The sequence below is a fragment of the Microbulbifer maximicatervae (SeqCode) genome (genome assembly GCF_052467065.1).
The window spans coordinates 119,791-145,501 of sequence record NZ_CP174299.1; the positions used below are offsets into that span (position 1 = coordinate 119,791).

Genomic DNA, 25,711 nt, shown 5'->3' on the forward strand with positions numbered 1-25,711 from the left:
AATGAAAGCCGTTTTATTTGACCTGGATGGTACCCTGCTTGATACAGCGCCAGATTTTATTGTTGTATTAAATCAACTGCGCCAACAGGAACAGTTACCTCCACTGCCTGACGAGACGATCCGGGGAACTGTATCCAATGGTTCCAGGGCGCTGGTGACATTGGGGTTTAACAAAGAAGAAGGTGACCCCGCCTTCCCAGGGTTACTGCAAAGGTTGCTGGACCTCTACCTGGCACATCTTGCAGAGAAGACGACCACTTTCCCCGGTATCGACAACCTGCTCGACAACCTGGTTGAAAAAAACCTTCCCTGGGGGATTGTCACCAATAAACCGGAGGCCTACACCACTCCGCTGATGGAAGCCTTTACCCATCTACCGCCAGCCTCTGCAATTGTTTGCCCTGACCACGTCAGCAAATCCAAGCCAGACCCCGAGCCCCTATTTTTAGCCTGCAGCCAGATTGGCTGCGCGCCCGCTGAAGCAATTTATATCGGCGACCACAAGCGCGATATCATCGCCGGACAAAAGGCTGGTATGCCAACTATCGCTTGCGGGTATGGTTATATTGATTCTACAGATAACCCCGCCAATTGGGGGGCAGACCACCTGGTAAATTCCGCCAATGAAATTTGGCCCCTTCTAGAACAACACTATTTTTGAAACTTGAAGTAATACCGGGCACCCAAGCCCGGTGACAGTATCGGGATATTTCATGTCAGACTTTGTTGGCGACTATCAAGCGCCCTCCGACCTATTAAAGAGCAAAATTATTCTTATCACCGGTGCCGGAGATGGCATAGGTAAAACTGCAGCAAAGACTTTTGCTGCTCACGGGGCGACAGTAATTTTGCTAGGCCGTACAACCCCCAAGCTAGAAGCGGTCTATGACGAAATCGAGACTGCCGGCGGACCACAGCCGGCTATTTTCCCCATGGACCTGGGTGCGGCAAAAATAGAGGATTTCGAGAGCCTCGCAGAAGCTATTCGCAACGAGTTTGGCCGCCTGGATGGACTCCTGCACAATGCCGGCCTACTCGGGCAACGCACCCCTATAGGCAATTACAATTTCAACACTTGGCAACAAGTAATGCAGGTGAATGTTAATGCAGCGTTTGGGCTAACAAAAGCAATGCTGCCTCTGCTAGAGGAATCAGAAGCAGGCTCTGTTGTCTTTACAAGCTCCAGCGTTGGGGTTAAAGGGAGAGCCTATTGGGGGGCCTATTCAGTATCGAAGTTTGCCACTGAAGGATTGATGCAGGTACTCGCCGATGAACTGGAAGGGGTTTCCAATACCCGGGTCAACTCCCTAAACCCAGGGGCAACCCGTACAACAATGCGAGCAACTGCCTACCCAGCAGAAAACCCACAATCGGTAACCTCTGCAGAGGATATTATGCCCACCTACCTCTATTTAATGGGTAGAGACAGTAACGGCGTAAGCGGGAAGCATTTTAGCGCCCAGAAGAAATAGAGACCCCGTCTCCTGGACAAGAATCCGGGCTTCGGTCTCGGGTCTTGTCCATGTAAACCCTGTTGGCATTGCACTTGATAGCTACTCACCGAAGCCCTTGTCATCACTGTCTTTTGAGTCCGCCCCCTCTCCAATTGGAGGCATATGCTCGGGAGCATCGGCAAATACATCGCCTTCAAACTCCATCATGTTGGAGCCATCAAACAGCTCTATATCTTGAGCATCTCCCGAGTACTGGTTGTAGTCAACGGACTGATCATCCCGCTCACTAAGCGCGACCCCGACAGCATAAGCTGCAGATCGATCAGATACCGCAAGGCTTATCCCCTCGCAAGACACGTACCCAACCACAACAGCAAACAGTGCTGCAGGTGTTAGCAACCCCTTCATAGTTCCGCCCCTGGATAGTTTAGTTTTATAAAAAATCGCTCAATCGATAGAATTTTCTGCAACCTATTAAGTAGTCATACCCTCCAAACAACAACTACTAAAAACGACAATATTTCACAAACCGAACTCGAGCCCCATATTTAGTGGGCAATCAGCATGTGTGGCTCTTCAAATTCTTTCATGCTGACAGCCAAAAAAGTGTGAACTCATCTGCATTTCTATTTGTTTGAGAAGATCTTGTGGGATAGAAGCTGACATGAAACGACTAACTTACTCTGGCAAGTTAACCCACCCGGGGAATAGCGGGCAAAAAATGACTTTGGAAAGAAAAAAAGAGTCCAACAACTAAAATGCCTAATTTCATCGGAATTAGAATTGTTTCAATCACCAAAAGCACTTATCAGAAGCCCCTAGTCAAACTGGATAATAGCCGGTTCTGGCGCCAAAATGACAATGAAAGGATCTACTGGAAGGCTGGAATCTCGGTCGCCGCAGAAAAAGCAATGCTTGGCTAATTCTTTATGCCGCCAAAAGATAGTGGCCGAAAAGTAAGAGCAAGCGCGCCCAGTAAAAGCTAGTTTCTAGAGGCGCACATAAAACTCTCCCCTTTTTCAGACCGGCAAAACCTTCGAGTCTCATTTTTCCCTTCTTAAGCTTACTGATACATCTATAGTAAGTAGAAATAGGCGTCAATCGACACCTTAATAGACTGATCAACAAGTTTCGTTCACACAGCCAACAAAGGTTTAAGCACTTGTCCCGAGAACATTTTTACTCAAGGGATGAAGAATGGCTGAAGGATACAGGCGAACCACTCTCTGACTCCTGCCAGGGTGCCAGCGAGCCCGACCCTCAAGTCGAGCGAGACCCTGACTCGGAAGAGATTCATGCAGCGGGTGATACCCTCTCCGAGAGCGGCACCACCCCAATGCAGAGCTATCTCAAGCATCTCTACAGGCTTGAGCTATTAACTCCGGAGGAAGAGCACAGTACCACCTGTCTATTGCGCGACCTGGAAGAAAAGCTCATTTCCAATCTTCAGGAAAGCGGCACCGAGTTGGTTCAGCTTCGCAGCGAAGGAGTGGAGCAGCGCGGAAGCACAGGCGCCTACGACCATGGACTTATAATTGCCCACACTGAAATCCTACTTGCCAGCAAGTTCCTGGATAGGCGCGGCCGCAGCAGGCTAACCGGACTCCTACAGCGCTTTCAACAACAGCGGAAAAAACTGATCCAATGTAATCTGCGCCTGGTTATTGCCATCGCAAAACGCTTTCGCAACCCATCAGTTCCCTTTATCGATTTAATTCAAGAAGGCAATGTTGGATTAATGAAAGCCATTGAGCGATTCAAACCACAAATGGGATACCGCTTTTCGACCTATGCCTACTGGTGGATCCAGCAAGAAATTCAATTAGCTTTAAGGCGCAACGAAGACCTTGTCCGACAACCAGCCAATGTCCAGGATGATTTAAGAGCGATTTACCGAGCCATTGGTGAAGTCCGCGCTCAGGGGCAACCCGCATCCGATGACAATCTGGCCCGCCACACAGGACTAGATATTGAGAGAATCCAGAGCTTATTAAAACTCCCAGGACCAACAGGGTCCCTTGATGACCCAGTCGCAGACGACCAGAGCAGTACCCGACTGGACTACGCACCTGCTGATGAACTTTACAATACGGATGAGCTTGTAACCAACCAGGAGCTAGCACAACGCCTCCGTGAAGCTGTTGCCCGCCTCCCCGCACGACAAAGGACAGTCCTCAACTTGCGGTATGGATTAATTTCTGACAAAGACTGCTCTTTTCGAGTTATTGGCGAGCAATTGGGGCTTAGCCAGGAGCGCGCGCGACAACTTCATTCTGACGCACTTCGACAACTGAAGCGGCAGTGGCGCTAGAAAAGGAGGAAGTCGATGGCAAGCCTCTCCTTAGAGCTTGCCATCGAACCCTTTCCCACTAGTCTTTAAAACAGTTCTATCAGTTAGTACTGCGAAGTTATGCGTAAGTTAGCGGTCTTCAACGAAAAATACTGTGCCTTTAAATGCTGTACCTATTTTTTTGTCGGCGGACTACTTCTAGCCCCACCGACCCAAGCAGAATCCGAGCTCATTGCAAGCGCAGGTAAAGGGTTAGGAAATGAGTTAATGCAGTATCGCTCTATCTCGGCTTCAGAAATGGCTGGATTCAGCTACTCCTATCTACTGTCTTCATTTAGCCTTGGCGACAATTCACTTCAATGGTGGGGACAAGGCAGCTACTCCCATATGCGAATTGAACACCACAACGAGAAACAGCAACAAAATATTCTCGAAATTAAACCTATTTTGCGCTGGTACCCCCGAGGTGAATTACGGGGTGGCTTTGCTGAAGCAGGCGCAGGAGCATCCTACTTAAGCCAAAAGAACTTTGGTGATATTGGATTGAGCACCAAACTAAATTTTGCCCTGCACTTTGCTTTCGGGTACCGTTTTTCCAGAGGCCACGTCCTTTCTTTAAGATACAGTCATTTTTCAAACGCCAGAACCAATACACCCAATCCCGGTTTTGATTTCGCCTCCTTGAACGGGCACCTTAACTTTTAGAAATTCAACCTTTTAATACTCTCCAGATTGTTAACGACTAAAATTGCTTTTAATTTAATTAAGCAAGCTCTGAAAAAAGTCTATGGTTTTTCCAGCCGAAGCTGCATAGCTAAACTCTTGAGGATTTAGATTATTTGGCTTGCTTACCAAATTCAAACTCGCTTCCATTAAAGATTTCAGATCACCTTTCTCCACCAGCCCTTCAGGAAAATGTTTCTGCAAAACCTCCCCCGTACAACCTTCGGAATAAGCGACTACCGGGCGCCCCATCGCCAGTGCCTCCTTGGAATGTTTTGCGTTCCCGTCTTTCTCGCTGGCGAGTTGAAAAACCAACTGAGAAGTTGCATACAGCTCACGCATATCACGGCGTTCACCTAGGAAAGTAACCTTACCACCGAGGTCCAAATCTTGTGCGAGCCCTTCAAGTTTTTTCAGATAACGCAAATCATCTTCAGCCAAAGCTCCTACAATCACTCCGTGAATATCATCGCTTTGTGCCGCAGCCCGGGCCAACAGATGTAAAAACTCCTCCTGGCCACCACTTGCAGAGATCTCTCCCGGCATGAACCACCAGTTTTTCCCTTCCAGCTGGGGGTAGCTATTCAAAAGCTTCAGTTGCCACTGGCTCGCTACCGGTTTTTCACGATCAAACTCGCGAATATTGATACCGTGATAAATAACCTCTATCGAGTCTTCTGCAATCTTGGGGGATGACTTCTTCAGGTTCTCTGCAATCCCTCGGGAGCTTGCGATAATTCCATCTCCTGACAGCATACCTTTATTAAAATAACTGTCGGGGAAATCTTGATCCACGAGGGGCACCAGCTTAGGGCGACTTGTAGCTGACTCACTCTTTAAGGCGCGCCAAGCTAGAAAAGCCGTTGAGCGACCATAGGTATGGACAATATCCGGTTGCAACCTTGCGAGAATCTTACGCAGGCGGGATTTGTGCCGCAAAGACCAAATTGACTCACTGATTTTTGGAAAGCTGATAAAGTCACTACCGTGCAAACGAAACCGCGCCTCCAATGGTCCACCAGTAGAAATTACCAGGGACTCGTGGCCTTTTTTGACCAGTTCATTTGCAAACTCAAGCGCAAGAGTTGCTGTGATCCCAGGCTCTAGACTGGGTAAAAACTGTACAACTTTCAATTTGACTTCCGTGAAACAGACCAAAAGGTCTATTTTGACTTCCTATAGGATAATTTCCCAGTAAATCATCACTAATTTACAAGTCAGTGACTTGATGCCTAAAAGCCCCTCTGGTACCTGAAGGTGTTAGTGATAGTATTTGCAAAGGCAAATTACTCAGGGACCCGACAATGCTTCAGCGACAAATAAGTTACTTTCTCGCCTTTACACTGCTTCTACTAACAATAGGAGCTTCAGCCGCTGAGAGCGATAAAGGCATCTTCTGGAAAGCAACTAAAGACAATAAAACCGTTTACTTATTAGGCTCGGTTCACTTGGCAACTGAGGATTTTTACCCTCTAAGATCAAAAATTGAACAGGCCTACTCCAATAGTGATGCCATTGCCGTCGAGGCTGACATTCTCGCTGCAGAAGGCGACAGCCTGTTACAGCAGCGAATCATGATGGAGTCTATCTACCAAGGTGAACGAACTTTAAAAGACGAACTTCCACCCGCGATATACAGCCAACTGAAGTCGTGGATGCGAAAACGTAGTATGCCCGAGGCTATGTTTATCCGGCAGCGTCCCGCCATAGCCATGATCTCTATGAGCATGATTGAGATGCAAGCCCACGGCCTTAACCCAGAACTAGGCATTGATAGGCACTTTTTACAAAAAGCAAAAAAGGATGGAAAATCCGTTCTGGAGCTGGAAGGTGTCTTGCAACAATTCAAGATGTTAAATGACCTGGACAACCCTGCGCTCCTCTTCCAGCAAACCCTTGAGCAAATTGGGGATATTTCAACCTTTTTACCCAAACTCACCAGCGCATGGAAGCGAGGAGATGAAGAAGCTTTGAATCGCCTTATTATCCTCGACGGCCTAACTGAAAACCCTGAATATAAGCCGCTCTATGACACACTTTTTTTTAATCGCAATGAAAGGATGGCTGAGAAAATTGCACTTAAGGGGCCAAACTACCAGTCTCTGTTTGTCATTGTCGGCGCTGGCCACTTGGTGGGCGAACGCAGTGTTATCGAGTTTCTAGGCGACACTGGTTACAAATTAGAACGCCTTTAATCAACTGTCCAGTAACCCTCGGCGCAGATTTTCTGCGCCGTCCCATCCCCCCTCCCCGTCCAAAGTCTTTTCTATTGCTAAACTCGAATAGCACTTTTCCCGTGACCAATGACAACTCTCAACTAGAGGCGTCCGATGAAATGCTGGGGAGCATACTGTGCCATATCAATTCTTTTATTTAGCTTCCCGGCTATTGCTGATGAAGCCGAGACAAAAGGCGGACTGAAAATTGTCTCTGACGATGGGGATTTCTCCGCACAACTCGGCGGAAGGATTCACTTCGATACATACATTTTTGACAAAGACCTAGAAGATCCGGTCAATACAACCGACTTCCGTCGGGTTAGGTTGACAATGAGGGGCAAAATCTGGGAGTGGGAATACAAACTTCAGAGAGACTTTGCCACTAGCGGAACCGCAGGGTTGCGTGACGTTTATTTAAGTACAAAGTTCTATACAGGAAAGTTGACTATTGGCAATTTCAAACCCAGTCGATCAATGAGTCAACTAACCAGCTCAAACGACCTCGTACTTATGGAGCGAGCATTTACCAGCTCTGCAGGTATTTACGACGGACGAGGCTACTTACAGGGGATCAAGTGGGATAAACAATGGTGCTGCCATACCTTCGGTTTTACCCTGTTCAACTTGCGAAACCCTGGTGACCCACGTAATTCGGGGTTTGGCGCCGCAACTCGATTAACCTGGGCTCCAATCAGCGACTCCATATCAACCGTTCACCTGGGCGTATCCCGTAGTTACGAAAAAGCTAACCAAGATACACCTGATATTATTGCTGAGGTCGCCTATGCGGGCCGGCGGGGGCCAGAGCAACTTATAGCCATCTCACCTGGTGGATCAGTTAATTTTTTTGGCGATTTTGGTGACGATGAATTTTTTCTCGGCGACGGTGGGGGGCGGGTCAATATTACCGGTTTCGAGCTGGCTGCAACCTACGGTCCCTTATTTGGTCAGGCGGAATACGCCTACGGCCACTTTTCAGGAAAAATATATCTCTCAGAATTGGTCTATGAAGAGTTTTTCGGTTTGCTTCCGAATTTTTTCTGTGACCCTATCACCGGGTGCTTTATTGGCGGGCAGGATGTTCACTCCTGGTACATTTTGGGAAGCTGGGCAATTACCGGGCAGCACAAACCATATGACGACAAGAAAGGGGTTTTTAAGTCAATTAAACCATCCCCCCCAGAAGGCGCATGGGAAGTTGCCGCAAGATACCAAACTATAGAAAACCGCAATTTCCACCAGCTGCGAGCAAGTAATCTCACGTTAGGGGTAAACTATTACTTCAACCCCAAAGTTCGGGTAATGATGAACATCACCCTAGGCGACAACGATTTTACTGGAGACAAAACCAACCAATTCGCCATACGACTACAAGGGGTTTGGTAGGGGATTATAAAGTGGCTCAAGACAGTCCTTGAGCCACTTTATCAAACGGGCAATTAACCTACTTGCTGTGCCTTAGCTGGGTCAAAAACCTCAACCTCCGCTGATAGTTTTATATCCCGAACCGGGTTTTCAAATCGATTTAATGCGATATTTCGCTGTTCTTTCGCTTTCTCAATATTGGCCCCCTTCACCGGGCCGTAGCCCCGGATAATATCCGGATATTGAAGTAGCTCAACTGCAGCAGCGTGATTCTGCGAATTTAATTGGCCCAGAACTTTCTTAACCAACTCTTCATATTCGCTAATCAGTGCCCTCTCCATTTTTCGCTCAGCTGTATAGCCAAAAATATCAAGCGCCGATCCACGCAAGAACTTCAGCTTCGCCAAAACACCAAATGCCTTATACATCCAACCGCCAAATTTCATTTTGCGGGGACGCCCCAAGCCTTTATCGAAGCGCGCCAGTAATGGGGGAGCCAAATTGAACTCCAGAGTAAAGTCACCACTGAAGTTCTCTTTTAGCGATTCGGTAAAGCGGCTATCGGTATATAGGCGAGCCACCTCGTACTCATCCTTATAGGCAAGCAATTTTGCATAATTGCGCGCAACCACCTCGGCCAACTGGACATTCCCGGGCACTTTTAAAATCTCAGCAGATTTCACCGTATCGACCAAACTGCGGTAACGCTCGGCGAGGTCCGTATTTTGATAACCTGTGAGGTGCTCCACCCGGTGAGCCACAATCGCTTCAAGAGTTTGTGGTACCTCTACTGCAACTTTTTCGTGGGTTAACAGTTTGTCCAGAGCGTTGCGATTTTCTGCCGCCAACCGCCCTGCAGCAAATCCCTGCAGATTACCTTCCACAGCGACACCGTTTAAGCGGATCGCTTCCAGTAGGGAGGCTTCAGTTAGCGGAATCAACCCTTTCTGCCAGGCGTAGCCGAGCATAAAAATGTTGGCGGCAAGCGTATCTCCCAGAGCTGCCTTGGTCAGGCGATGCGCTTCTACAGAGCTGAGCTCATTAACCGCGCCACTCACCGTATCCAATACCGCTTGCGGTGAGTGGACATCCTCACGCCCGAGAACCGTTGCCGCCGTTGGGCTCAAGTGGGTATTCACTACCGCGCGACTGTGCGATTTATCCAGTTTAACCAAACAAGCTGCCACATTGCCGGCTGCAATCAGGTCACAGGCCATCAGGGCATCGGCACGACCGTCGGAAATACGTACCGCCTGCAAAGACTCGGGCGCAGCCGCAAAGCGAATATGGGAGTAAACCGCTCCGCCCTTCTGAGCCAATCCCGTCTGATCAAGGGTGCTGCACGCTTTGTCCTCGATATGTGCCGCCATCGCTAGCAAGGCGCCAATGGTCACTACACCCGTACCGCCAACGCCGGTAACCAGGAAGTTATACGGCTGCTGTAAGCCCGGAAGCTGTGGCGAAGGCAACTTGGCCGCTTCAGTTCGCAACACGTCACCTACCCCGGCGCCCTTGGCAATATTGCCACCCTTCACCGTGACAAATGAGGGGCAGAAGCCGTTAACGCAGGACATATCCTGGTTGCAGCCGGTTTGGTTCACCCTGCGTTTATCGCCCAGCGCCGTTTCCACTTTCTCAACAGCGATACAGCTCGACTGCTGGACGCAGTCCCCACAGCCTTCACACACCAGCTCGTTAATGAAGGGGCGCCCCTCGGCTTTAGGCAGTAGCCCGCGCTTGCGTTTGCGGCGCAGTTCAGTGGCACAGGTCTGGTCGTAAATAATAACGGTACAACCTTCAACCTCACGCAACTCATCCATTACAACAGGCAAGTAATCCCGGTGATGAATTTCAACTTCACTGGGGAAGGACAGCGCACCCTTGTATTTATCCGGGTTATCCATCACCAGGACAACTTTCTGAACCCCTTCCGCCAAAACTTGGCGACAGATCATATCTGGAGCCAACTCACCATCGTGGGGCTGGCCGCCGGTCATGGCGACTGCATCGTTAAACAGGATCTTGTAAGTGATATTGACCTTGGCAGCCACGGAAGCGCGAATCGCCAAAATACCGGAGTGGAAATAGGTACCATCACCCAGGTTTACAAAGACATGCTTTTCACTGGTAAACGGCGCCTGCCCTACCCAGTTGACCCCTTCGGCACCCATTTGGGTGAAGGTATAAGTCTCCCTATCCAACCACTGAGCCATATAGTGACAACCAATACCTGCTAAGGCTCGGCTTCCTTCTGGCACCTTGGTGGAGCGGTTGTGGGGGCAGCCGGCACAGAACATAGGCAAGCGAGACACACTTGAGCCCGTCTGCTGGGAAATACGTTCAGCCAGGGCATTGAGGCGCATCAAGCGGTGCTTGCCGCCTTCATCCAACTTGTCCTCACCCAAAACAAAACCCAATACCTGGGCAATAATCGCTGGCGACAGCTCGCCATAAGCGGGCATCAGCGGCTGATCACTATCGTCCACTTTACCGAGAATACGCGGGAAATTTGGGTCCTTCACATGGACGTTGTACAGCTCTTCTTTCAGCTGTACTTCCATCAAACTACGTTTTTCCTCAAGCACCAGCAGCGTATCCAAGCCACGGGCAAACTCTTGGATACCCGGCACATCCAACGGGTAGGTCATACCCACTTTAAGGATTCGGATACCGAGCTGCTTGGCCTTCTGCTCATCCATACCCATGTCTTCGAAGGCCTGCATCAAGTCCAGATGGGCCTTACCGGTGGTGACGATGCCGAGGCTCGCCTCAGGATTTTCCAGTACAACCTTGTTGAGTTTATTGGCGCGGGCAAAAGCCAGCGCAGCAGGGCGCTTGTAGCGCCACAGGCGCTCTTCCTGCTCGAGAGGGTTATCCTGCTTGCGAATATTCAGGCCGCCCTCGGGACGTTCAATATCCGGGTAGTGGAATTTGACCCGCTCAGGGTCCACTTCCACGGTCGCAGAGCTATCCATATTTTCTGCCAGGGTGATCATTGCCACCCAGCAGCCGCTAAAGCGAGACAGCTCCAGCCCATAGTGACCATAATCCAACACTTCCTGCACGGTGGCGGGGTTAAGTACTGGAATATGCATATCTACAAAGGCAAATTCAGATTGCCCGGGATAGGAGGATGACTTACAGCCGTGGTCATCGCCGGCAACGATCAGCGCGCCACCTTTAGGAGAGGAGCCAGCGGCGTTGGCATGGCGAAATGCATCGCAGGAGCGGTCGACACCCGGTGTCTTGCCATACCAAATCCCGCAAACGCCATCCACTTCTGCGCCCTGGAACAAGCCCACCTGCTGGGAACCCCAAACTGCCGTAGCCGCCAACTCTTCATTGACGCCAGGCTGGAAACGGATGTTGTACTCTCCCAGCAGTTTTTTCGCCCTGGATAACTGCAGGTCGTAGCCACCCAAGGGCGACCCACGATAACCGGAGATAAACGTCGCGGTATTGAGGCCGCGATCCCGGTCCATTCGCATCTGGTCTATGGGTAAGCGCACAAGGGCCTGGATACCTGAAAGGAGCACACGGCCCTTGAGCATGGTGTAGCGGTCGTCCAATGAAACCTGTTTTTTTACTTGGGAATCCGCCGTACTTTGAGGACTGGTTACTTTTTCAGTCATACACCTACTTCCGGTTAATTATTCTTCTCGAAACCCGGTTCGAGTTATTAGTCATTATTCTTCCGAATAGTCCGTTTTCTGTGGTCAGATGCGCCTGTTTTTATATTTGCCGCAAAGTCCCAGAGCGGCTGAGGGCACACTGCACCTATCCCGAAACGGTTTAGTCAGGTCATACTAGTTCGTTAAGCGCAATAGAGCATTGCTTTATTCACGCAAATATGCGTAAATTTGTGATAGAAGTTTCGATTTAGATAATTTTTATAGGATAGGAGTCTTTATGAAGCGTTCGACAGACCTGGATGATTTTGACCGTAAGATTCTGCGAGCGCTGCAGGAGAACGCAGATTACTCCATGGCAGAGCTGGGCGACAAAGTCGGTCTTTCGCACACTCCCTGCTGGCGTAGAATCAAGCGGTTGGAAGCCGAAGGTATTATCCGTGGCCGTGTTACCTTGCTGGACCCACGCAAATTGGATCTGGGTGTCACGGTATACTGCTACGTTACCATCCACAATCACGATGAGGAATCCCTGAACAACTTTGAATCAGCAGTTCAGGATGTCCAGGAGGTGGTAGAGTGCTATTCCACCAGCGGAGACAAAGACTATGTCCTGCGCGTTGTAGTGGATAGCGTGGAGCACTATGAGCAATTACTGAAACGCTCCCTGGTACACCTGCCAAACGTGGCCTCAGTCAACTCCACTTTTGCCCTCAAGCAGGTGAAGTACACCACCCAGCTGCCACTTTAAGCCAAAAGTGTGAAAAGTAAAGCCCCTTGCTTTAACGCATGGGGCTTACTGAGAAAATTTCGGTTACTCTGCAAGCTCCCGCAGCGCATTAAGTAAATGATCAAGCGTTTCCTGCAGTGATTTACTGTCACAATCCACCGTTATTTCTGCATATTGCCGGTAAAGGGCCTGTCGCTCTTCAAATAAGTCCGCAAAAGACTGCCCGGGCGCCTTCGCTATGCCACGGCTTTCATAATTGTGGATACGCCGGCGCAGTTCCTCCGCTGAACACTGAAGAAACACTACCACACCCTGACTGCGTAGATTCGCCATACCCTCATCGCTATAGACTGCGCTTCCGCCAGTGGCAATAACATCACTGGGGAGGGTGGCCTCAGCTAATACCTCCCCTTCAATGGCGCGGAGATTAAGATAGTCACTTTCAGCCATAATTTGCTGCAAAGTCTTGCCCTCTCTGGACTGGATCAGAACATCGGTATCTGTAAACCCCAGTGCCAGCTCCTTTGCCAACAACACCCCCAGCGTACTTTTACCGGCGCCGGGCATTCCAATCAGGACAATACTTTTTCTTTTTTTCATTTTATTAATACTTGCACATTCAATCGCTACGGCGGGGAAAGAATACCGAGCGCAACCAGCCCAATAAGGTGTTCCCACCCAACATCATCTTATCCAATTCATCCAGATTATGCGCTTGGCGAAAGGCATCGGCAAATAATGCCTCGCGGGTAATCATTCGCCGCTTGGGATTAATTGATTTAATGGGTTTTGCCGGATTGCCTGCAACAACCGTATTTGCGGGGACATCCTTGGTGACGATACTGCCGGCTCCCACTACAGAATTATCACCGATAGTGACACCTTTGCAGATGGTTGCACTATCTCCAATCCAAACATTGTTACCCAGGCGCACCGGGGAGGTACAACGGAAGGGCCGCGTGCGATTGTAGAGCCCATGCCAATCAGAATCGGAAATATACACATTGGCTGCGACCATACAGGCATCGCCAATTTCAATAGATTGAGCCGCAGAAATACGTACCCCTGGAGAGATCAATACGAAATCCCCAATAGTAATAAATGCCTCTCCCCCCTTGTGTCCAAAAGTGGTAAAGCGAATACATTTCTCGTTATTGGAGATTAAGTGAGGGTAATTTCCGAGCCGAACATTTCCGCCAAAAACATGGACAGAACCCGGGTCCATAACTTCCGGCTCAACCCCAACCGCATCGAATTGCGGCAGAAGGAAATACTCTGTTCGCCATTTGCGCCAACGCAGCTGCAGTCGCTTGAGCCAATAGGGCCTGTGATCCTTACGCATATTTTAATTTCTACTTATATTCTCTGGGACTTTCGGAGCCTTGAGTAAAAACCCAATTGCTTTTGTATTAGCGGCAGTTTAGTGTTTCGGCCACGAAAAATAGCAAGCGTTTACCCATGTCCCTAAATCTACCTATTGATATTCGAGCAATTAAAGGTTTCCTCGCTGCCCATGAAGGGGAAGCTCTCTACCACCTGGCAGCTGAAGCCAGCTCACTGGGTCCCTGTCTTGAAGTGGGCAGCTACTGCGGCAAATCATCAATTTACCTGGCCAGTGCCTGTAAGCTGACCGATAACGTCCTGTTCGCCGTAGACCACCATCGTGGATCTGAAGAGCACCAGCCAGGAGAGGAGTATCACGATCCCGAACTGTTTGATGGCCAAGCCAATTTAATGGACAGTTTTCGCACTTTCCGCGCGAATATTCGCGCGGCTGAATTGGATGACTGGGTTGTTCCCGTCGTCGCCCCCTCCGCAACAGCTGCACGCTGCTGGAATACCCCTTTGGGTCTCGTATTTATTGACGGCGGCCACTCCCTGGAAGCGGCCATGACCGACTATCGCAGCTGGTCCCGCCATATCGTGCCCGGCGGCTACCTGGCTATCCACGACATTTTCCCGGACCCCGCCGATGGCGGCCAGGCGCCCTACGATATTTATAAGCTAGCCCTGGCTTCCGCTCAATTCGAGCTCGTCGAAACTGTCGACACCCTGGGAATCCTGCGCCGTATTTGAGGGCAGGCACACCGATGTAAACAGCTCGCTCGCTGGCGTTAATCCGGCGAGTGCATCGGCAGCCAGAAGCATGGCTCCTACAGTCCAGGTGGTTTTTTCCTCCGGCCAGATGGCCTCATCCCGGTAGACATAACCGGTCCAGTAGCCCCCATCTTTATCCTGCCAGCGGTGCAAGCCGCGATACAAAATTTCCGCCCGCGAACGCTGGCCAGCAGCGATTAGGGACATGGTGAGTTCGCAGGATTCAGCCACCGTCACCCAGGGCTCATCACTAACGCAACGACAACCCAAACCGGCCACGACAAACTCATCCCAGCGCTGCTGAAGACGCAACTGCGCTGCCTCACCAGAAAAGGCACCGGTTAATACGGGATAAAACCAGTCCATTGAAAAGCGCGCCTTGCTTTCCCAGGTGCGATCAAAGCGCTCCGGTTTATTGCGCAGCGCATCGCCCAGAGCTTCCCGGGCAAGTATCCATTGAGGGCGAGCAACCCCTAGCTGGTGGGCAATATTAATTGCGCATTCCAGACTTTTATAGATGGAAGAGCAACCGGTGATCAGGGCATCTTTCATAGGGGCGCCCTCTGAATCTACCGCCCAATGAATTTCGCCAAATTCTGTTTGCAAGCGCAATACAAACTCGATTGCACGCTCCACCATCGGCCAATAGCGCTGTAAAAACAGCGTGTCTCTACTAACCAGAAAGTATTGCCAAATTCCTGTTGCCACATAGGCAACAAAATTGGTTTCACGGCGCTCCCGGTTGTCAATATCGCCATCTTTATAAGCGGCCCACCAGCTGCCGTCTTCCAGCTGAATCTCAGCCAACCAGCAATAAGCATTTTCAGCAGCACTGAACTCTCCGGCAATGGCGAGTCCCATAGCAGCTTCAACATGATCCCAGGGGTCGGCATAGCCCCCTTTAAACCAGGGAATTGAACCATCGGGGAGCTGTTGGGAGAGAATATAGGCGGCGCTATCATGGATAAATCCTTCAGGGAAAAAACCAGAAGCTTTTGCCGGCACAGAAACTTTACTCATGCTTCAGCTCCCTCAGGCAGGGAGAGAGGCGTATCTACTCGTTGTGTCGAACCAGCAGGTTTCACAAAATAGAGAGCGATACTTTTTCCCAACAGCGGGTTCAATAGTTTTTCGAGAATCCGGGTAAAGGCTGGTTTCTTCATCAGATCCCACACCAACAGGCGATGATAGGCAGAGACCAAACGGGAATCGGGCTTGTCCCAAAACAAACACTTTAACCACCAGTAAGGTGCATGTAACGCATGGGCCTTATGCCGGGCAAAATAGTGGTGTCCCAGCCTTTCAATATCCTCTCGCAGCTCGCGCTCGCGGAATATTCGGACATGCCCACCCTCAACCTGATGGTATTCATCGCTGAGTTTCCAGCACACCCACTCGGGAAAAAATGCCGGTACTGTCGCGGCAAAAATACCGGAGGGTTTTAATACCCGGTTAATCTCAGCCAGGACAGACTTGTAATCGGGGATATGCTCAAGTACCTCTGAGCAGATAACCACATCAAAACTCCCATCGGCAAATGGTAGTTGCAAGCCATTGGCAACTCCGAACTGCAAGCGACCCTTTGAGTGCTCGGGAGAGCGGAAAGGTTCCGCTCGCTCACTGGCAGTGCGCACATCATCAAAACACAGGTCAATGCCGTAAACATCGACATCATCGGTGATCATCAAGTGGATGGAATGGCGCCCTTCACCGCACCCCAAGTCGAGGACTTTTTGGCCAGGGCGAAGATTTAAGTGCTGGGGATCTACAGTAATCATTAAGCCGCCTCCGCACTGCGCATATTCGGAGTTTCTATTTCATGACTGCTGGGTTGTTCCGCCAATGTATGTCCGAGAATTTCCCGGTAATATTTCACCAAACTCTCTGCAGCGATTTTCCAGGAAAATTTATTTTCAATGCGCTGGCGACCTTTCTCACTGAGTTCTTTTCGCAGCGCTTCGCTGGATAAAACCTGGCGCAGGGCATTGGCCAAAGCTTCGTGATTTCCTGCAGGGACCACGATTCCGGCATCCCCAACCACCTCAGGCAAGGCACCCCCGTCACTGGATACTACCGGAGCACCACATGCCATTGCCTCCCCGGCAGGTAAACCAAACCCCTCGTAGAGCGATGGGCAAACTACCGCTGTAGCCTTGCGGTAATTATCGACCAGTTCTTCGTTAGAAATACCGGAGACAAACTGAACCCTTTCCTGAAGATCCAGATCGTGAAGCAAGCGTTCCGTGGCGCCACCTTCGCGTAATTTGCCAACCACCAACAACTCTATGTTTTCATATTCCTGGCGCAGTTCCGCCAACGCCTGTAATAAAAAGCGCAGACCTTTGAGGGGCTGATCTGCCGATGCGGTGGTCATAATTCGCAGAGACAAGCGCTTATTTTCTGCCCCTGGGTTAAATAATTCCGTATCAATACCGTTGTAAATTAGGTGAATCTGCTCGGGAGCTACGCCAAACTGCTCGATAATATCCCGCTCAGATTGCTTGGAAACTGTCACGATATGGCGAAGTTTCCGCGATACCTTAATCTGCATATTCAAAAAATTATGCCAGCGACGTACCAGCAAACGAAAACGCCAATCGGGGGCGGCATCTAATGCCAGTTGACGATCCCGGGTAATGGGGTGATGAATTGTCGCGACAACAGGCAATCCATTTTTCTCGATATCCAGCAAGCCGTAGCACAGTGATTGGTTATCGTGAACAATGTCGTATTGTTTGCCGTGCTTGCGCAGGTATTTATTTACCCGACGGCCAAAGGTATAAGGCTCGGCAAAACCGCCGGTAAGCTTACTCCACCATTCAAAAAAATCCGCCCATGACAGCAGGTGGCGAGGTTTCAAGGCCCGCGCTGGACGCTCAACTTCATAGAGGTTCAACCCTGGCATTTTGATGAGTTTTACGCGCTCATCGAGTTCTGGGTAGGGCTGGCCAGAAATAACATCCACGGAGTGACCAGCATCAACCAGTGCTTTACTCAGGTAGCGCAGGTAGATGCCCTGACCACCACTGTGTGGATTGCTGCGATACCCCAAAAGGCATATTTTTAGTGGCTGCGTCTCGCCAGCCGTTGGACCGTCTGCACAATTTCCCAAGGCGGTCATAGTTTCCCCATCTGCAATATTCTTATACCCCATAACATTATCCGCTCTCGCACAGACATTCTGCGAATGCCAACGTCTAAGAACCGACCGTCTGGGGTGTCTCGCTGGTAAAGCGGAAGAATACACTGGCGGAGAAATGACTGCTAGGCGGAAGCGGTCCACACTCTTGGTATCCTGGCCCAAGGATGTGTGCTCGCAAGCCAAAATAGCAACAAAAGCCCAGCAACCGCACACCGTGTCATTCGATACACTCAAGCCATGGCGACTTTAAAAGAAGGGATTAATACGAACAGGAAGTGGAAATAAGTCAATCGAGAATAAAAAAATGCCCGCCAAAAGGCGGGCCAGATTTCTCGAACACACTTTCAGGAGGAGAGTTTCAAGCACATTACGCACTTAAATTTAGGTATAGCAGAGGAAATACCCCCACTGACTCTCCTGTCGTGAAAGCCGTTCACTAAAACGGCAATCGGCGCTAAAGCACACCGCCAATCTTTATACCCGATGCAGATAACTCTGGTATTCAACATCGGTAACGCGGGCAGCTATCTCTGCTTGTTCCTGTCTTTTCAACAGAGAGAACAATTCCACAAAGCGCGGATCAAGATACTCGCGCCACAAAGGGCTCTGCTCAAAGCGCTCCAGTGCACCACTCCAGGTATTGATCAACTTCTCACTCTCCACCTGATAGGCATCGCCTTCCACGGGTGCAGGCGCTTCCATCTGGTTCTCAATGCCATGACACACACCAGTGAGAATCGCAGCTAACACCAGATAGGGGTTTACATCCGCCCCGGCAATACGGTGCTCGATACGCCGCGCCACAGGATCACTGGCGGGCACACGCAAAGTTGTAGTGCGATTATCGTAGCCCCAGCAGAGATTCAGCGGTGCGTGAGAGCTCTCTTGGAAGCGACGATAGGAGTTACTGTGAGGTGCGAAAAACGCCATCGCATCGTTGGCAGTCGCCAGCATTCCTGCTGCGGCATAACGCAGTAAATCAGAGCCAGTGTCAGAACCGTCATCAAAAACGTTCTTTCCATTGGTGTCGATCAAACTCATATGCACGTGCATTCCGTTACCCGCCTGATCCCCGAAAGGCTTGGCCATGGTACTCACACGGAAGCCGTGACTGCGCGCCACCCCTTTTAACAAGCGCTTAAACAGTAATGTTTGGTCTGCTACTTTAACGGGATCGGCACTGTGCAACAGGTTGATTTCAAACTGTCCCGGCGCACACTCCGACAATACTGAATCTGCGGGAATACCCTGCGCCTCGCAAGCAGCTCGCACATCGGCAAAGAAGTGTCGCTGTGCATTGAGCTCGGACAGATCGTAAACGTCGGTGGAAGGCACCAGCTCGGCGTCGTTATCGCTAACCGGGCGCGGACGCGCCAGATGATCCACCTCATCGCGGAGCAGATAGAATTCCAGCTCGGTCGCACACACGGCGGTATAACCCAGTTTGCCGAGACGCTCTACCACGCGTTGCAACTGGCTGCGGGGATCGGCATAGAGAGAGGAGCCATCTGCCTCATGCAACTGCATATGCAGCTGGGCAGTGGACTCGCGATGCCAGGGCGCCAGGCTAATAGGCGAAACCGGCAGACAAACGCCATCGCTGTCTCCACTGGCAAATACCAACGGGCTGTCTTCGATATCCCGCCCCCAGATATCGAGACTGACCGCGCTACGCGGCATTTGCAGACTGCCCTTGAGCAATTTCTCCGCAGCTTCTGCCGGCAACCACTTCCCTCGCGGCACGCCATTGATATCGAACATAAAGCCTTCGATCCACTTTAGGTCCGAGTGCTCTGCCAGGAATTTTTGCGACTGCTCCAGCAGATCGGGCTGGGCAGTGAATTCTTTTTCTTGAGACATAAGGTGCCTGGGGTGATCCAATCTAAACGCAGAGACGGCCCAACACCGCTTTTCCATTCAAACTATGGAAAACGGGGTATCAGACCGCCTCTGCAACAGAGTATCTTGCCGCTATGTTACGCCAGTGCTTTAGCAGTGTCGTCCAGGGCGCGGTGCGCTTTTTCTACCAGCTCATCGACCTGTTCAGTGGTCATAATCAGCGGTGGTGCGATAACCATGGCATCGCCAACGGCGCGCATCACCAAACCGTGCTTGATACTCAGGTCACGACATACCGCACCAGCGGTGCAGTCATCATCAAAACGAGCGCGGCTGGCCTTATCTTTTACCAGCTCCAAGGCACCGACCATACCCAAACTGCGGGTTTCGCCAACGATCGGGTGCTCCGCCAGTTCAGCCCAGCGCTTGGACAGGTAGGGGCCGGTTACATCGCGGACATTCTCGATAATCTTCTCGTTGCGCAGAATATTGATAGTTGCCAGACCTGCCATACAGGCAGCCGGATGCGCGGAGTAGGTGTAACCGTGGGTAAACTCGCCACCTTTGGTTTTGATCACTTCAGCGACACGATCACTCACCATGGTACCACCCAGGGGGAAGTAACCATTGGTTACTGCTTTAGCAAAAGTCATCAGGTCGGGCTTCATGCCGTAATAGTCGGCACCGAACCACTCACCGGTACGACCGAAACCAAAAATCACTTCATCCATCACCAGCAGGATGTCGTACTGGTCCAGCACCTTCTTGACTTCCGGCCAGTAGGTTTCCGGCGGGATAATTACGCCGCCAGCACCCTGGATTGGCTCAGCGATAAACGCCGCAACATTATCCGGGCCCAGCTCCTGGATTTTCTCATCCAGGCTGCGAGCCGCTTGGATACCAAACTCCTCTGGAGACATATCGCCGCCCTCACCAAACCAGTAGGGCTGCTGTACGTACTCAATGTAGTCGAGCGGCTGGAATTGCTTGTGCATACCGCTCATGCCACCCAGGCTGGCACCGGCAATGGTAGAGCCGTGATAGCCATTCTTACGGGAAATAACGATGCGCTTCTCCGGCTTTTCCTGGATATCCCAGAAACGGCGGATCAGGCGCAGGTTAGTATCATTTGCCTCGGAACCGGAACCCGTGAAGAACACATTGTTCATATGCGCCGGGGTCACTTCAGCCAGGGCGTCGGCGAGTTCAATCGAGGGCACCGTAGTGCACTGGAAGAAGCTGTTATAGAAAGGCAGGGTATTCAGCTGCTCGTAGATCGCATTGCTGATTTCTTTGCGGCTGTAGCCGAGGTTGCAACACCAGAGGCCTGACATGCCATCAAGCATTTTGTTGCCATCAATATCGGTGATGTAAGCGCCCTCAGCGCTGGTAATCACACGGGTCCCCTGCTGACCCAAATCATGGAAGTCAGTAAATGGGTGTAGCAGGTGCTCACGGTCGTGTTGCTGCAGCTCAGTCTTGTTCATATTTCTCTCCTGGCTTTCACAGGCCTTGCTCAGCGCCCACCAATCGGGCTCAAAAGGCCAAATCGTTACCACTAATTTGTGATCACATTCTAGTGGGGCCATCGACAGAAGCGCAAGGTCTATCTGCCCTTACCGAAAACATAAGGTCGAATTGCGCCAGTGCGAGGAGAAAAAGTGGAAACTAAATGGTCAACTGGAGGGGAGGAGCCGCTACAGCAGCTCCTCTGCAGAGATAGAGCCGAGCCCCTCTTCAATATCCTGCTGAATGGCTTTGCGCACCTTCAACTCATCTTTACTGGCAATAGCTTCGAGCAGATCTTGATGCCGGTCTGGCAGCTCCTGCACGCCAAAGCGCTGGAAAACCAAGTGCTGGAGGGGAGCTGTCTGTAGCCACAGGCTCTCGATCAGGGATAGGATGATATGGGGCTGCCCCAGGCGATAAAGGGTAAAGTGAAATTCCAGATTAGTGGTTACATAGCGCTCGATGTCTTTCTGAGCGAGAGCTTCTGTTACACGTTCATCCAGCTCCCGAAGTTGCGCTAATTCAGCATCCCCTACCAATGGCAGGGCCTGTTCAGCGGCCTGACACTCCAGGGCCACACGAGCGGCACAGATCTCTGCCAGTTTTTCCGGGGTCATTGTCGGCACCCTGACCCGGCGGGTATCTGACAGCTCAAGGGCCCGCTCCGAGGTCAGGCGACGCAACGCTTCGCGAACCGGCATTGGACTGCAATTAAGCTCCGAGGCCAGACCCCGGATAGTAATCGCCCTACCCGGCAAAAACTTTCCCCGCAGAATGGCATCCCGCACCTGAAAATAAACCCTCTCCTGGGTTGTGCGGTACTCTTCCTGGGGACTGTTAAATTCCTGCACCATACCTATGCTGCCCTAACCTGCTCCAACATATGAGGGACATCCTCCGCACCCACCTCAATTAAATGTTCAGTCGCCCGGCCACTTTGCCAAATTTCATAAAAATCATCTGCCACCCGGCGACTGAGATCAACCACCCGCCCCCAGTACTTCAAACGGTCTTCTCGGTCGAGCTTGTAGAAATCATTGCGGTCTGGAATTTTTCCATAGGGCAAGGAGGCAACAAATTTGGGCGAGGGAGCCACAACCAGAGTGGATTGCATGGCATCTCCGCGAACCCGTCGCCAAGAGAGCCCTTTATCAAACCAGCCGGGCACCATATAGGGGAAAAAGTGCGGGTAGAGCACTAGGCCCCGGGGGTGGCGGAAGCGCAGATCAAAGTGATAATCGGTGATACCGCCATCGCGATAATTACCCTGTGGAGCTCCCTCCGGTGTCTGCACCCCTGTCATTACCAAAGGGATACAGCCACTGGCCAGTACAGCAGCACAGGTATTCTGCTCGGTCAGCGGAATATTTTCGGTGCTCAGGTTCTGGAAGTGGATGCCTGCCGACTCTTGCGAATGAAAAACCACCCGCTCCCAAAAAGCGCTCAGGCTGTTGCGAGATACAGCATTTGCCAGTGCCGAGGCGAGTAATGCCGGCGCCAACAGCGCCTTGTTTTCACTGGCCAGCGGCCCCCTGCCCCTGACCGCCACAAAGTGGCTGTGCCAAATGGGATTTTCCACTACCTCGCACGCACCTTCAGCACCCAACACTGCCTGCAGCATCTTGCGACCGCCGGCAGTAATCTCTTCAGGGGAGGGCTTGTCAGAATAGGCTTGGTAGATGTAATGATGTTCTAATCGTTCAAGTGCTGACAACGGCTCTGCCATTGCGTAACACATGTTGCGAAAACTACCGATAGATGATCCCAAGGTGACAATTGGCTCGCTCCGCTCCTTAAAGAACTCCCCCATCAATACCCGATCCAACTGGCTAATCACCAGCCACTTGGGACCGCCGGAAGCGCCGACCAGCGTCGAAAATTGCCTCTGGGACAACCCCTCTTCACGTATGCGCCGCGCAGCCGTCTCTCCGGCCAGTAGAATACAACTGGTATTTTTCACTCACTTACTCTTTTTCTTGGCCGTCAAAATTTATCTCAGGTTTCAACTATCCCGGACTACCACTCACCCTGATTTTCCATAGACATCCAGGGCTCCTGTGGTGGGAGAGGCTCTCCACTTTGCAGCAACTCAATGGAAACTCCATCTGGGGAGCGAAGAAATGCCATATGGCCGTCTCTCGGGGGTCTGTTGATAACCACTCCGTGATCCATCATGCGTTGGCACACCCCGTAAATATCATTTACCCGATATGCCAGGTGTCCGAAATTCCGTCCGCCAGTGTAGCTTTCCGGGTCCCAATTGTAAGTGAGTTCCAATGTCGGGGCCTTATTCTCCCTGGCCGCTTCAAGATCCTCGGGAGCTGCGAGATACACTAGGGTGAAACGCCCTTTATCATAATCATTTCGACTAACAACCTGCAGGCCCAGCTTTTCACAGTAAAACGCCAGAGATTCATCCAGATTGGTTACGCGAACCATGGTGTGTAAGTACTTCACCCTCTACTCCTTCTTGTTGCCAAGCTCTACAATCAGCCCATAACAAATAAATCGGCTTTTTAAAGCTAAACGCATATGTATAAAAAATTCTATCGCGAGTTCCTTCAGGCGCCCAGTGGCAGTCCCTCTTCCATGCTGCACATGGCTTGCCACTCCCACCACTACTGGCCCGATGTTACCCTTGATGCAGTACAGCAGTACTGGCGCGATTCAGCACTTCTGGCCGATGAAAAATGGGGGCCAATTTTTGAGGAGAAGATACCCTCATGGCAAGCGGCGATCGCAAAATCCCTCAACCTACCCAGGGCAGACTTGATCGCTATAGCCCCAAATACCCATGAACTAGTGTATCGGCTACTGAGTTCATTCGATCCCAGTAAACCATTGCGCATTCTCACTACAGACGGAGAGTTCTACAGTTTTACTCGCCAATTACAACGTCTGGAAGAGCTTCCTCAAGTAGAGGTAACGAGAGTTGCCAAAGAACCCTACGCCACCCTGGCAGAAAGATTTGAAACCGAACTACATAAAAATGAATACCATCTGGCCTATGCCAGCCTGGTATTTTTTGACTCCGGTGTGGTATTTCCCCGGCTGCTGGAGGTTGCGGCACAGAAACCGCACGACACACAATTCGTTATCGATGGATATCACGGTTTTTTTGCTCGCCCAATCGATCTTTCAACCGTTGCAGACAAGGTTTTCTTTACGGCAGGATCATATAAGTACCTAGGCGCCGGTGAAGGCCTGTGTTTTATGACAATTCCTGCGAACTGTACACTGCGCCCTGTAAATACCGGCTGGTTCGCAGAAATGGCTGAGCTGGAGAATCGCTCGGGAGAAGTCGGATATAGCGACAATTGGCTGCGCTTTGCCGGGGCGACCATGGACTATTCAACACTCTACAAAGCCCTGGCTATTTTCGATTTATTCCATCGCGAAGGCATTACCATCGAGAAAATACACAGCTATGTTCTCAATGCGCAAACCCGATTCCTGAATAGCATGGATAACTCAGACCATCCCATCTTGAATCGCAACAACTTGATTTGTCATGATCTGGAAGAAGGTCACGGCCACTTTTTCACATTTAACTGCTCACAACCAGAAATCTCACAGAGGGTTCAGGAAGAACTCAAGGCTCGAGCAGTTCTGTGTGATCGCCGACAACAGTTTCTCAGGCTGGGATTCGCCATCTATCACGATAAGGATGAAACTTACCAGCAGGTTTTTAACTCTTAAAGCTTCAGAGCTAAGAGGACAGAGTGATTTTTACCACCGCCGCTAGAGCATATTTAACACCTAAAAGGCACACGGGCTCAGCTGCGGTTCAGGATTCAATCTATAAAATAATGGCGCCATTTTCGTCGCAACAATCAGCACTCAATGGATAAGGAAGCGTTATGAAAGCAGTAAAAATTTCAGTAATTTCCCTTCTCGCCCTGCTCGCCACCGCCTGTGGTAACGAGCGGGCTCCAGAAGACCGGGGGACCATGGTATCCATCGCTGCACGGGGGGAGGCAAGTCAGGTTCCTGATATCGCAAAAATTTCTGTCGGAGTGGTAACCGAGGCAGAGGACAGCAAACAGGCAATGCGCGATAACGCCAATCAGATGGAGTCTTTAATGGCCGCCATCAAAAAGTCGGGTATCAACAAGAAAGACATTCAAACCACAGGCGTTAACCTGTCTCCGCGCTACCAGTACCAGCAAAACAAAAAACCCCGAATCACTGGTTACACCGCGCGAAATACCGTCAGCGTGAAGGTTCGCAAACTGGATGAACTCGGCAAGGTCTTGGACAACCTTACTGCCGCTGGAGCCAACCAGATCAACGGTCCGAGCTTCGAAATTGGTGAACCTGCTCCAGTTCAAGCCAAAGCCCGGGAAAAAGCCCTTGAAGACGCCCAGGAACGTGCAGAAATGTACGCAAAAGCGCTGGGTACAAAAGTGCGTCGCATTGTCAGTATTTCAGAAAATGGCAACGGCGGTATGCCACGCCCCATGATGTTCACTGAAAGGGCCAAGATGGCAGACAGCGCTTCCACCCCTATATCGCCGGGAGAAACCACTCTTACCGTCAATCTGGATCTGGTATACGAACTCGAGGACTAATACGGAGCAATAGCTACTCACATACGGAGGCAGGAAGGATACACGGTGCTTGGGGCCATTCGGGGCTTGAATATATTCACAGCGTATTTCGATTCTTCCCTGCTGCCCCGTAGTAGCTAATGTCTTGCCAGCAGTGAAACAGC

General features: G+C 50.8%; 23 protein-coding genes. 10 read left to right on the forward strand and 13 right to left on the reverse strand.

What is annotated here, in order from left to right:
• Position 1: 1 nt before the first annotated feature.
• Both ACJJI1_RS00635 and ACJJI1_RS00640 read left to right on the forward strand, forming a co-directional pair.
• Entirely contained in the window at positions 2-661 is a 660-nt protein-coding gene (locus ACJJI1_RS00635; RefSeq protein ID WP_413662676.1) for an HAD family hydrolase, read from the forward strand.
• A 52-nt stretch (positions 662-713) separates the two neighbouring features.
• Entirely contained in the window at positions 714-1,472 is a 759-nt protein-coding gene (locus ACJJI1_RS00640) for a YciK family oxidoreductase (protein WP_444917729.1), read from the forward strand.
• Positions 1,473-1,553: 81 nt separating this feature from the next.
• On the opposite strand, the gene ACJJI1_RS00645 is transcribed toward ACJJI1_RS00640, so the two are convergent.
• A complete protein-coding gene (locus ACJJI1_RS00645) occupies positions 1,554-1,862 on the reverse strand; it encodes a hypothetical protein (RefSeq protein ID WP_413662678.1) in 309 nt (102 codons plus the stop codon).
• A 754-nt stretch (positions 1,863-2,616) separates the two neighbouring features.
• Here ACJJI1_RS00645 and ACJJI1_RS00650 point away from each other — a divergent pair.
• Positions 2,617-3,765 carry a sigma-70 family RNA polymerase sigma factor gene (locus ACJJI1_RS00650; RefSeq protein WP_413662679.1) on the forward strand — a complete coding sequence of 383 codons (1,149 nt, stop codon included), beginning with the start codon at positions 2,617-2,619 and terminating at the stop codon, positions 3,763-3,765.
• Between the two features lie 99 nt (positions 3,766-3,864).
• On the forward strand, positions 3,865-4,449 hold the full coding sequence (locus ACJJI1_RS00655) for an acyloxyacyl hydrolase (protein WP_444958262.1): 585 nt from the start codon (positions 3,865-3,867) through the stop codon (positions 4,447-4,449).
• Between the two features lie 54 nt (positions 4,450-4,503).
• Here ACJJI1_RS00655 and ACJJI1_RS00660 read toward each other — a convergent pair whose 3' ends face one another.
• Entirely contained in the window at positions 4,504-5,601 is a 1,098-nt protein-coding gene (locus ACJJI1_RS00660) for a glycosyltransferase (RefSeq protein ID WP_444958263.1), read from the reverse strand.
• Between the two features lie 170 nt (positions 5,602-5,771).
• Between ACJJI1_RS00660 and ACJJI1_RS00665 the strand changes: the two genes are divergently transcribed.
• Entirely contained in the window at positions 5,772-6,662 is an 891-nt protein-coding gene (locus tag ACJJI1_RS00665) for a TraB/GumN family protein (RefSeq protein WP_444958264.1), read from the forward strand.
• Positions 6,663-6,797: 135 nt separating this feature from the next.
• Positions 6,798-8,072 (forward strand): OprO/OprP family phosphate-selective porin, encoded by a 1,275-nt coding sequence (locus tag ACJJI1_RS00670; RefSeq protein ID WP_444958265.1) that lies wholly within the window; start codon positions 6,798-6,800, stop codon positions 8,070-8,072.
• 53 nt (positions 8,073-8,125) lie between these two features.
• Here ACJJI1_RS00670 and ACJJI1_RS00675 read toward each other — a convergent pair whose 3' ends face one another.
• The gene (locus ACJJI1_RS00675) at positions 8,126-11,683 is read right to left on the reverse strand and encodes an indolepyruvate ferredoxin oxidoreductase family protein (protein WP_444958266.1); all 3,558 of its coding nucleotides are present in this window, start codon (positions 11,681-11,683) and stop codon (positions 8,126-8,128) included.
• A gap of 277 nt (positions 11,684-11,960) precedes the next feature.
• On the opposite strand from ACJJI1_RS00675, the gene ACJJI1_RS00680 reads away from it, so the two are divergent.
• Positions 11,961-12,431: an Lrp/AsnC family transcriptional regulator gene (locus ACJJI1_RS00680; RefSeq protein ID WP_020413378.1), complete on the forward strand. Its 471-nt coding sequence runs from the start codon at positions 11,961-11,963 to the stop codon at positions 12,429-12,431.
• Between the two features lie 63 nt (positions 12,432-12,494).
• Here ACJJI1_RS00680 and ACJJI1_RS00685 read toward each other — a convergent pair whose 3' ends face one another.
• Both ACJJI1_RS00685 and ACJJI1_RS00690 read right to left on the reverse strand, forming a co-directional pair.
• A complete protein-coding gene (locus tag ACJJI1_RS00685; protein ID WP_444907744.1) occupies positions 12,495-13,010 on the reverse strand; it encodes a shikimate kinase in 516 nt (171 codons plus the stop codon).
• 19 nt (positions 13,011-13,029) lie between these two features.
• Positions 13,030-13,752 (reverse strand): acyltransferase, encoded by a 723-nt coding sequence (locus ACJJI1_RS00690; protein WP_444941197.1) that lies wholly within the window; start codon positions 13,750-13,752, stop codon positions 13,030-13,032.
• 116 nt (positions 13,753-13,868) lie between these two features.
• On the opposite strand from ACJJI1_RS00690, the gene ACJJI1_RS00695 reads away from it, so the two are divergent.
• On the forward strand, positions 13,869-14,486 hold the full coding sequence (locus tag ACJJI1_RS00695) for a class I SAM-dependent methyltransferase (protein ID WP_282932028.1): 618 nt from the start codon (positions 13,869-13,871) through the stop codon (positions 14,484-14,486).
• Here the strand turns inward: ACJJI1_RS00695 and ACJJI1_RS00700 are convergent.
• The 8 genes from ACJJI1_RS00700 to ACJJI1_RS00735 all read right to left on the reverse strand — a co-directional run bounded on the left by ACJJI1_RS00700 (position 14,415) and on the right by ACJJI1_RS00735 (position 23,454).
• Positions 14,415-15,527, reverse strand: a complete 1,113-nt coding sequence (locus ACJJI1_RS00700; protein ID WP_444958267.1) for a prenyltransferase/squalene oxidase repeat-containing protein — start codon at positions 15,525-15,527, stop codon at positions 14,415-14,417. The genes ACJJI1_RS00695 and ACJJI1_RS00700 overlap by 72 nt on opposite strands.
• A complete protein-coding gene (locus ACJJI1_RS00705) occupies positions 15,524-16,285 on the reverse strand; it encodes a class I SAM-dependent methyltransferase (RefSeq protein WP_444958268.1) in 762 nt (253 codons plus the stop codon). Before ACJJI1_RS00705 ends, ACJJI1_RS00700 begins: the two co-directional genes overlap by 4 nt.
• Positions 16,285-17,661 (reverse strand): glycosyltransferase family 4 protein, encoded by a 1,377-nt coding sequence (locus tag ACJJI1_RS00710; RefSeq protein WP_444958269.1) that lies wholly within the window; start codon positions 17,659-17,661, stop codon positions 16,285-16,287. The genes ACJJI1_RS00705 and ACJJI1_RS00710 overlap by 1 nt, the downstream gene beginning before the upstream one ends.
• A gap of 462 nt (positions 17,662-18,123) precedes the next feature.
• Complete coding sequence (locus tag ACJJI1_RS00715; RefSeq protein WP_444897956.1) at positions 18,124-19,509, reverse strand: glutamine synthetase family protein; 1,386 nt, start codon at positions 19,507-19,509, stop codon at positions 18,124-18,126.
• A gap of 116 nt (positions 19,510-19,625) precedes the next feature.
• Positions 19,626-20,975 carry an aspartate aminotransferase family protein gene (locus ACJJI1_RS00720; protein WP_282932024.1) on the reverse strand — a complete coding sequence of 450 codons (1,350 nt, stop codon included), beginning with the start codon at positions 20,973-20,975 and terminating at the stop codon, positions 19,626-19,628.
• Between the two features lie 210 nt (positions 20,976-21,185).
• Positions 21,186-21,851, reverse strand: a complete 666-nt coding sequence (locus ACJJI1_RS00725) for a GntR family transcriptional regulator (protein ID WP_282932023.1) — start codon at positions 21,849-21,851, stop codon at positions 21,186-21,188.
• A gap of 2 nt (positions 21,852-21,853) precedes the next feature.
• Complete coding sequence (locus ACJJI1_RS00730) at positions 21,854-22,957, reverse strand: hypothetical protein (protein ID WP_444958270.1); 1,104 nt, start codon at positions 22,955-22,957, stop codon at positions 21,854-21,856.
• 56 nt (positions 22,958-23,013) lie between these two features.
• Positions 23,014-23,454: a VOC family protein gene (locus ACJJI1_RS00735; RefSeq protein WP_444958271.1), complete on the reverse strand. Its 441-nt coding sequence runs from the start codon at positions 23,452-23,454 to the stop codon at positions 23,014-23,016.
• Positions 23,455-23,529: 75 nt separating this feature from the next.
• On the opposite strand from ACJJI1_RS00735, the gene ACJJI1_RS00740 reads away from it, so the two are divergent.
• Both ACJJI1_RS00740 and ACJJI1_RS00745 read left to right on the forward strand, forming a co-directional pair.
• A complete protein-coding gene (locus tag ACJJI1_RS00740) occupies positions 23,530-24,696 on the forward strand; it encodes an aminotransferase class V-fold PLP-dependent enzyme (protein WP_444914284.1) in 1,167 nt (388 codons plus the stop codon).
• Between the two features lie 161 nt (positions 24,697-24,857).
• A complete protein-coding gene (locus tag ACJJI1_RS00745) occupies positions 24,858-25,568 on the forward strand; it encodes an SIMPL domain-containing protein (protein WP_444958272.1) in 711 nt (236 codons plus the stop codon).
• Positions 25,569-25,711: the final 143 nt, after the last annotated feature.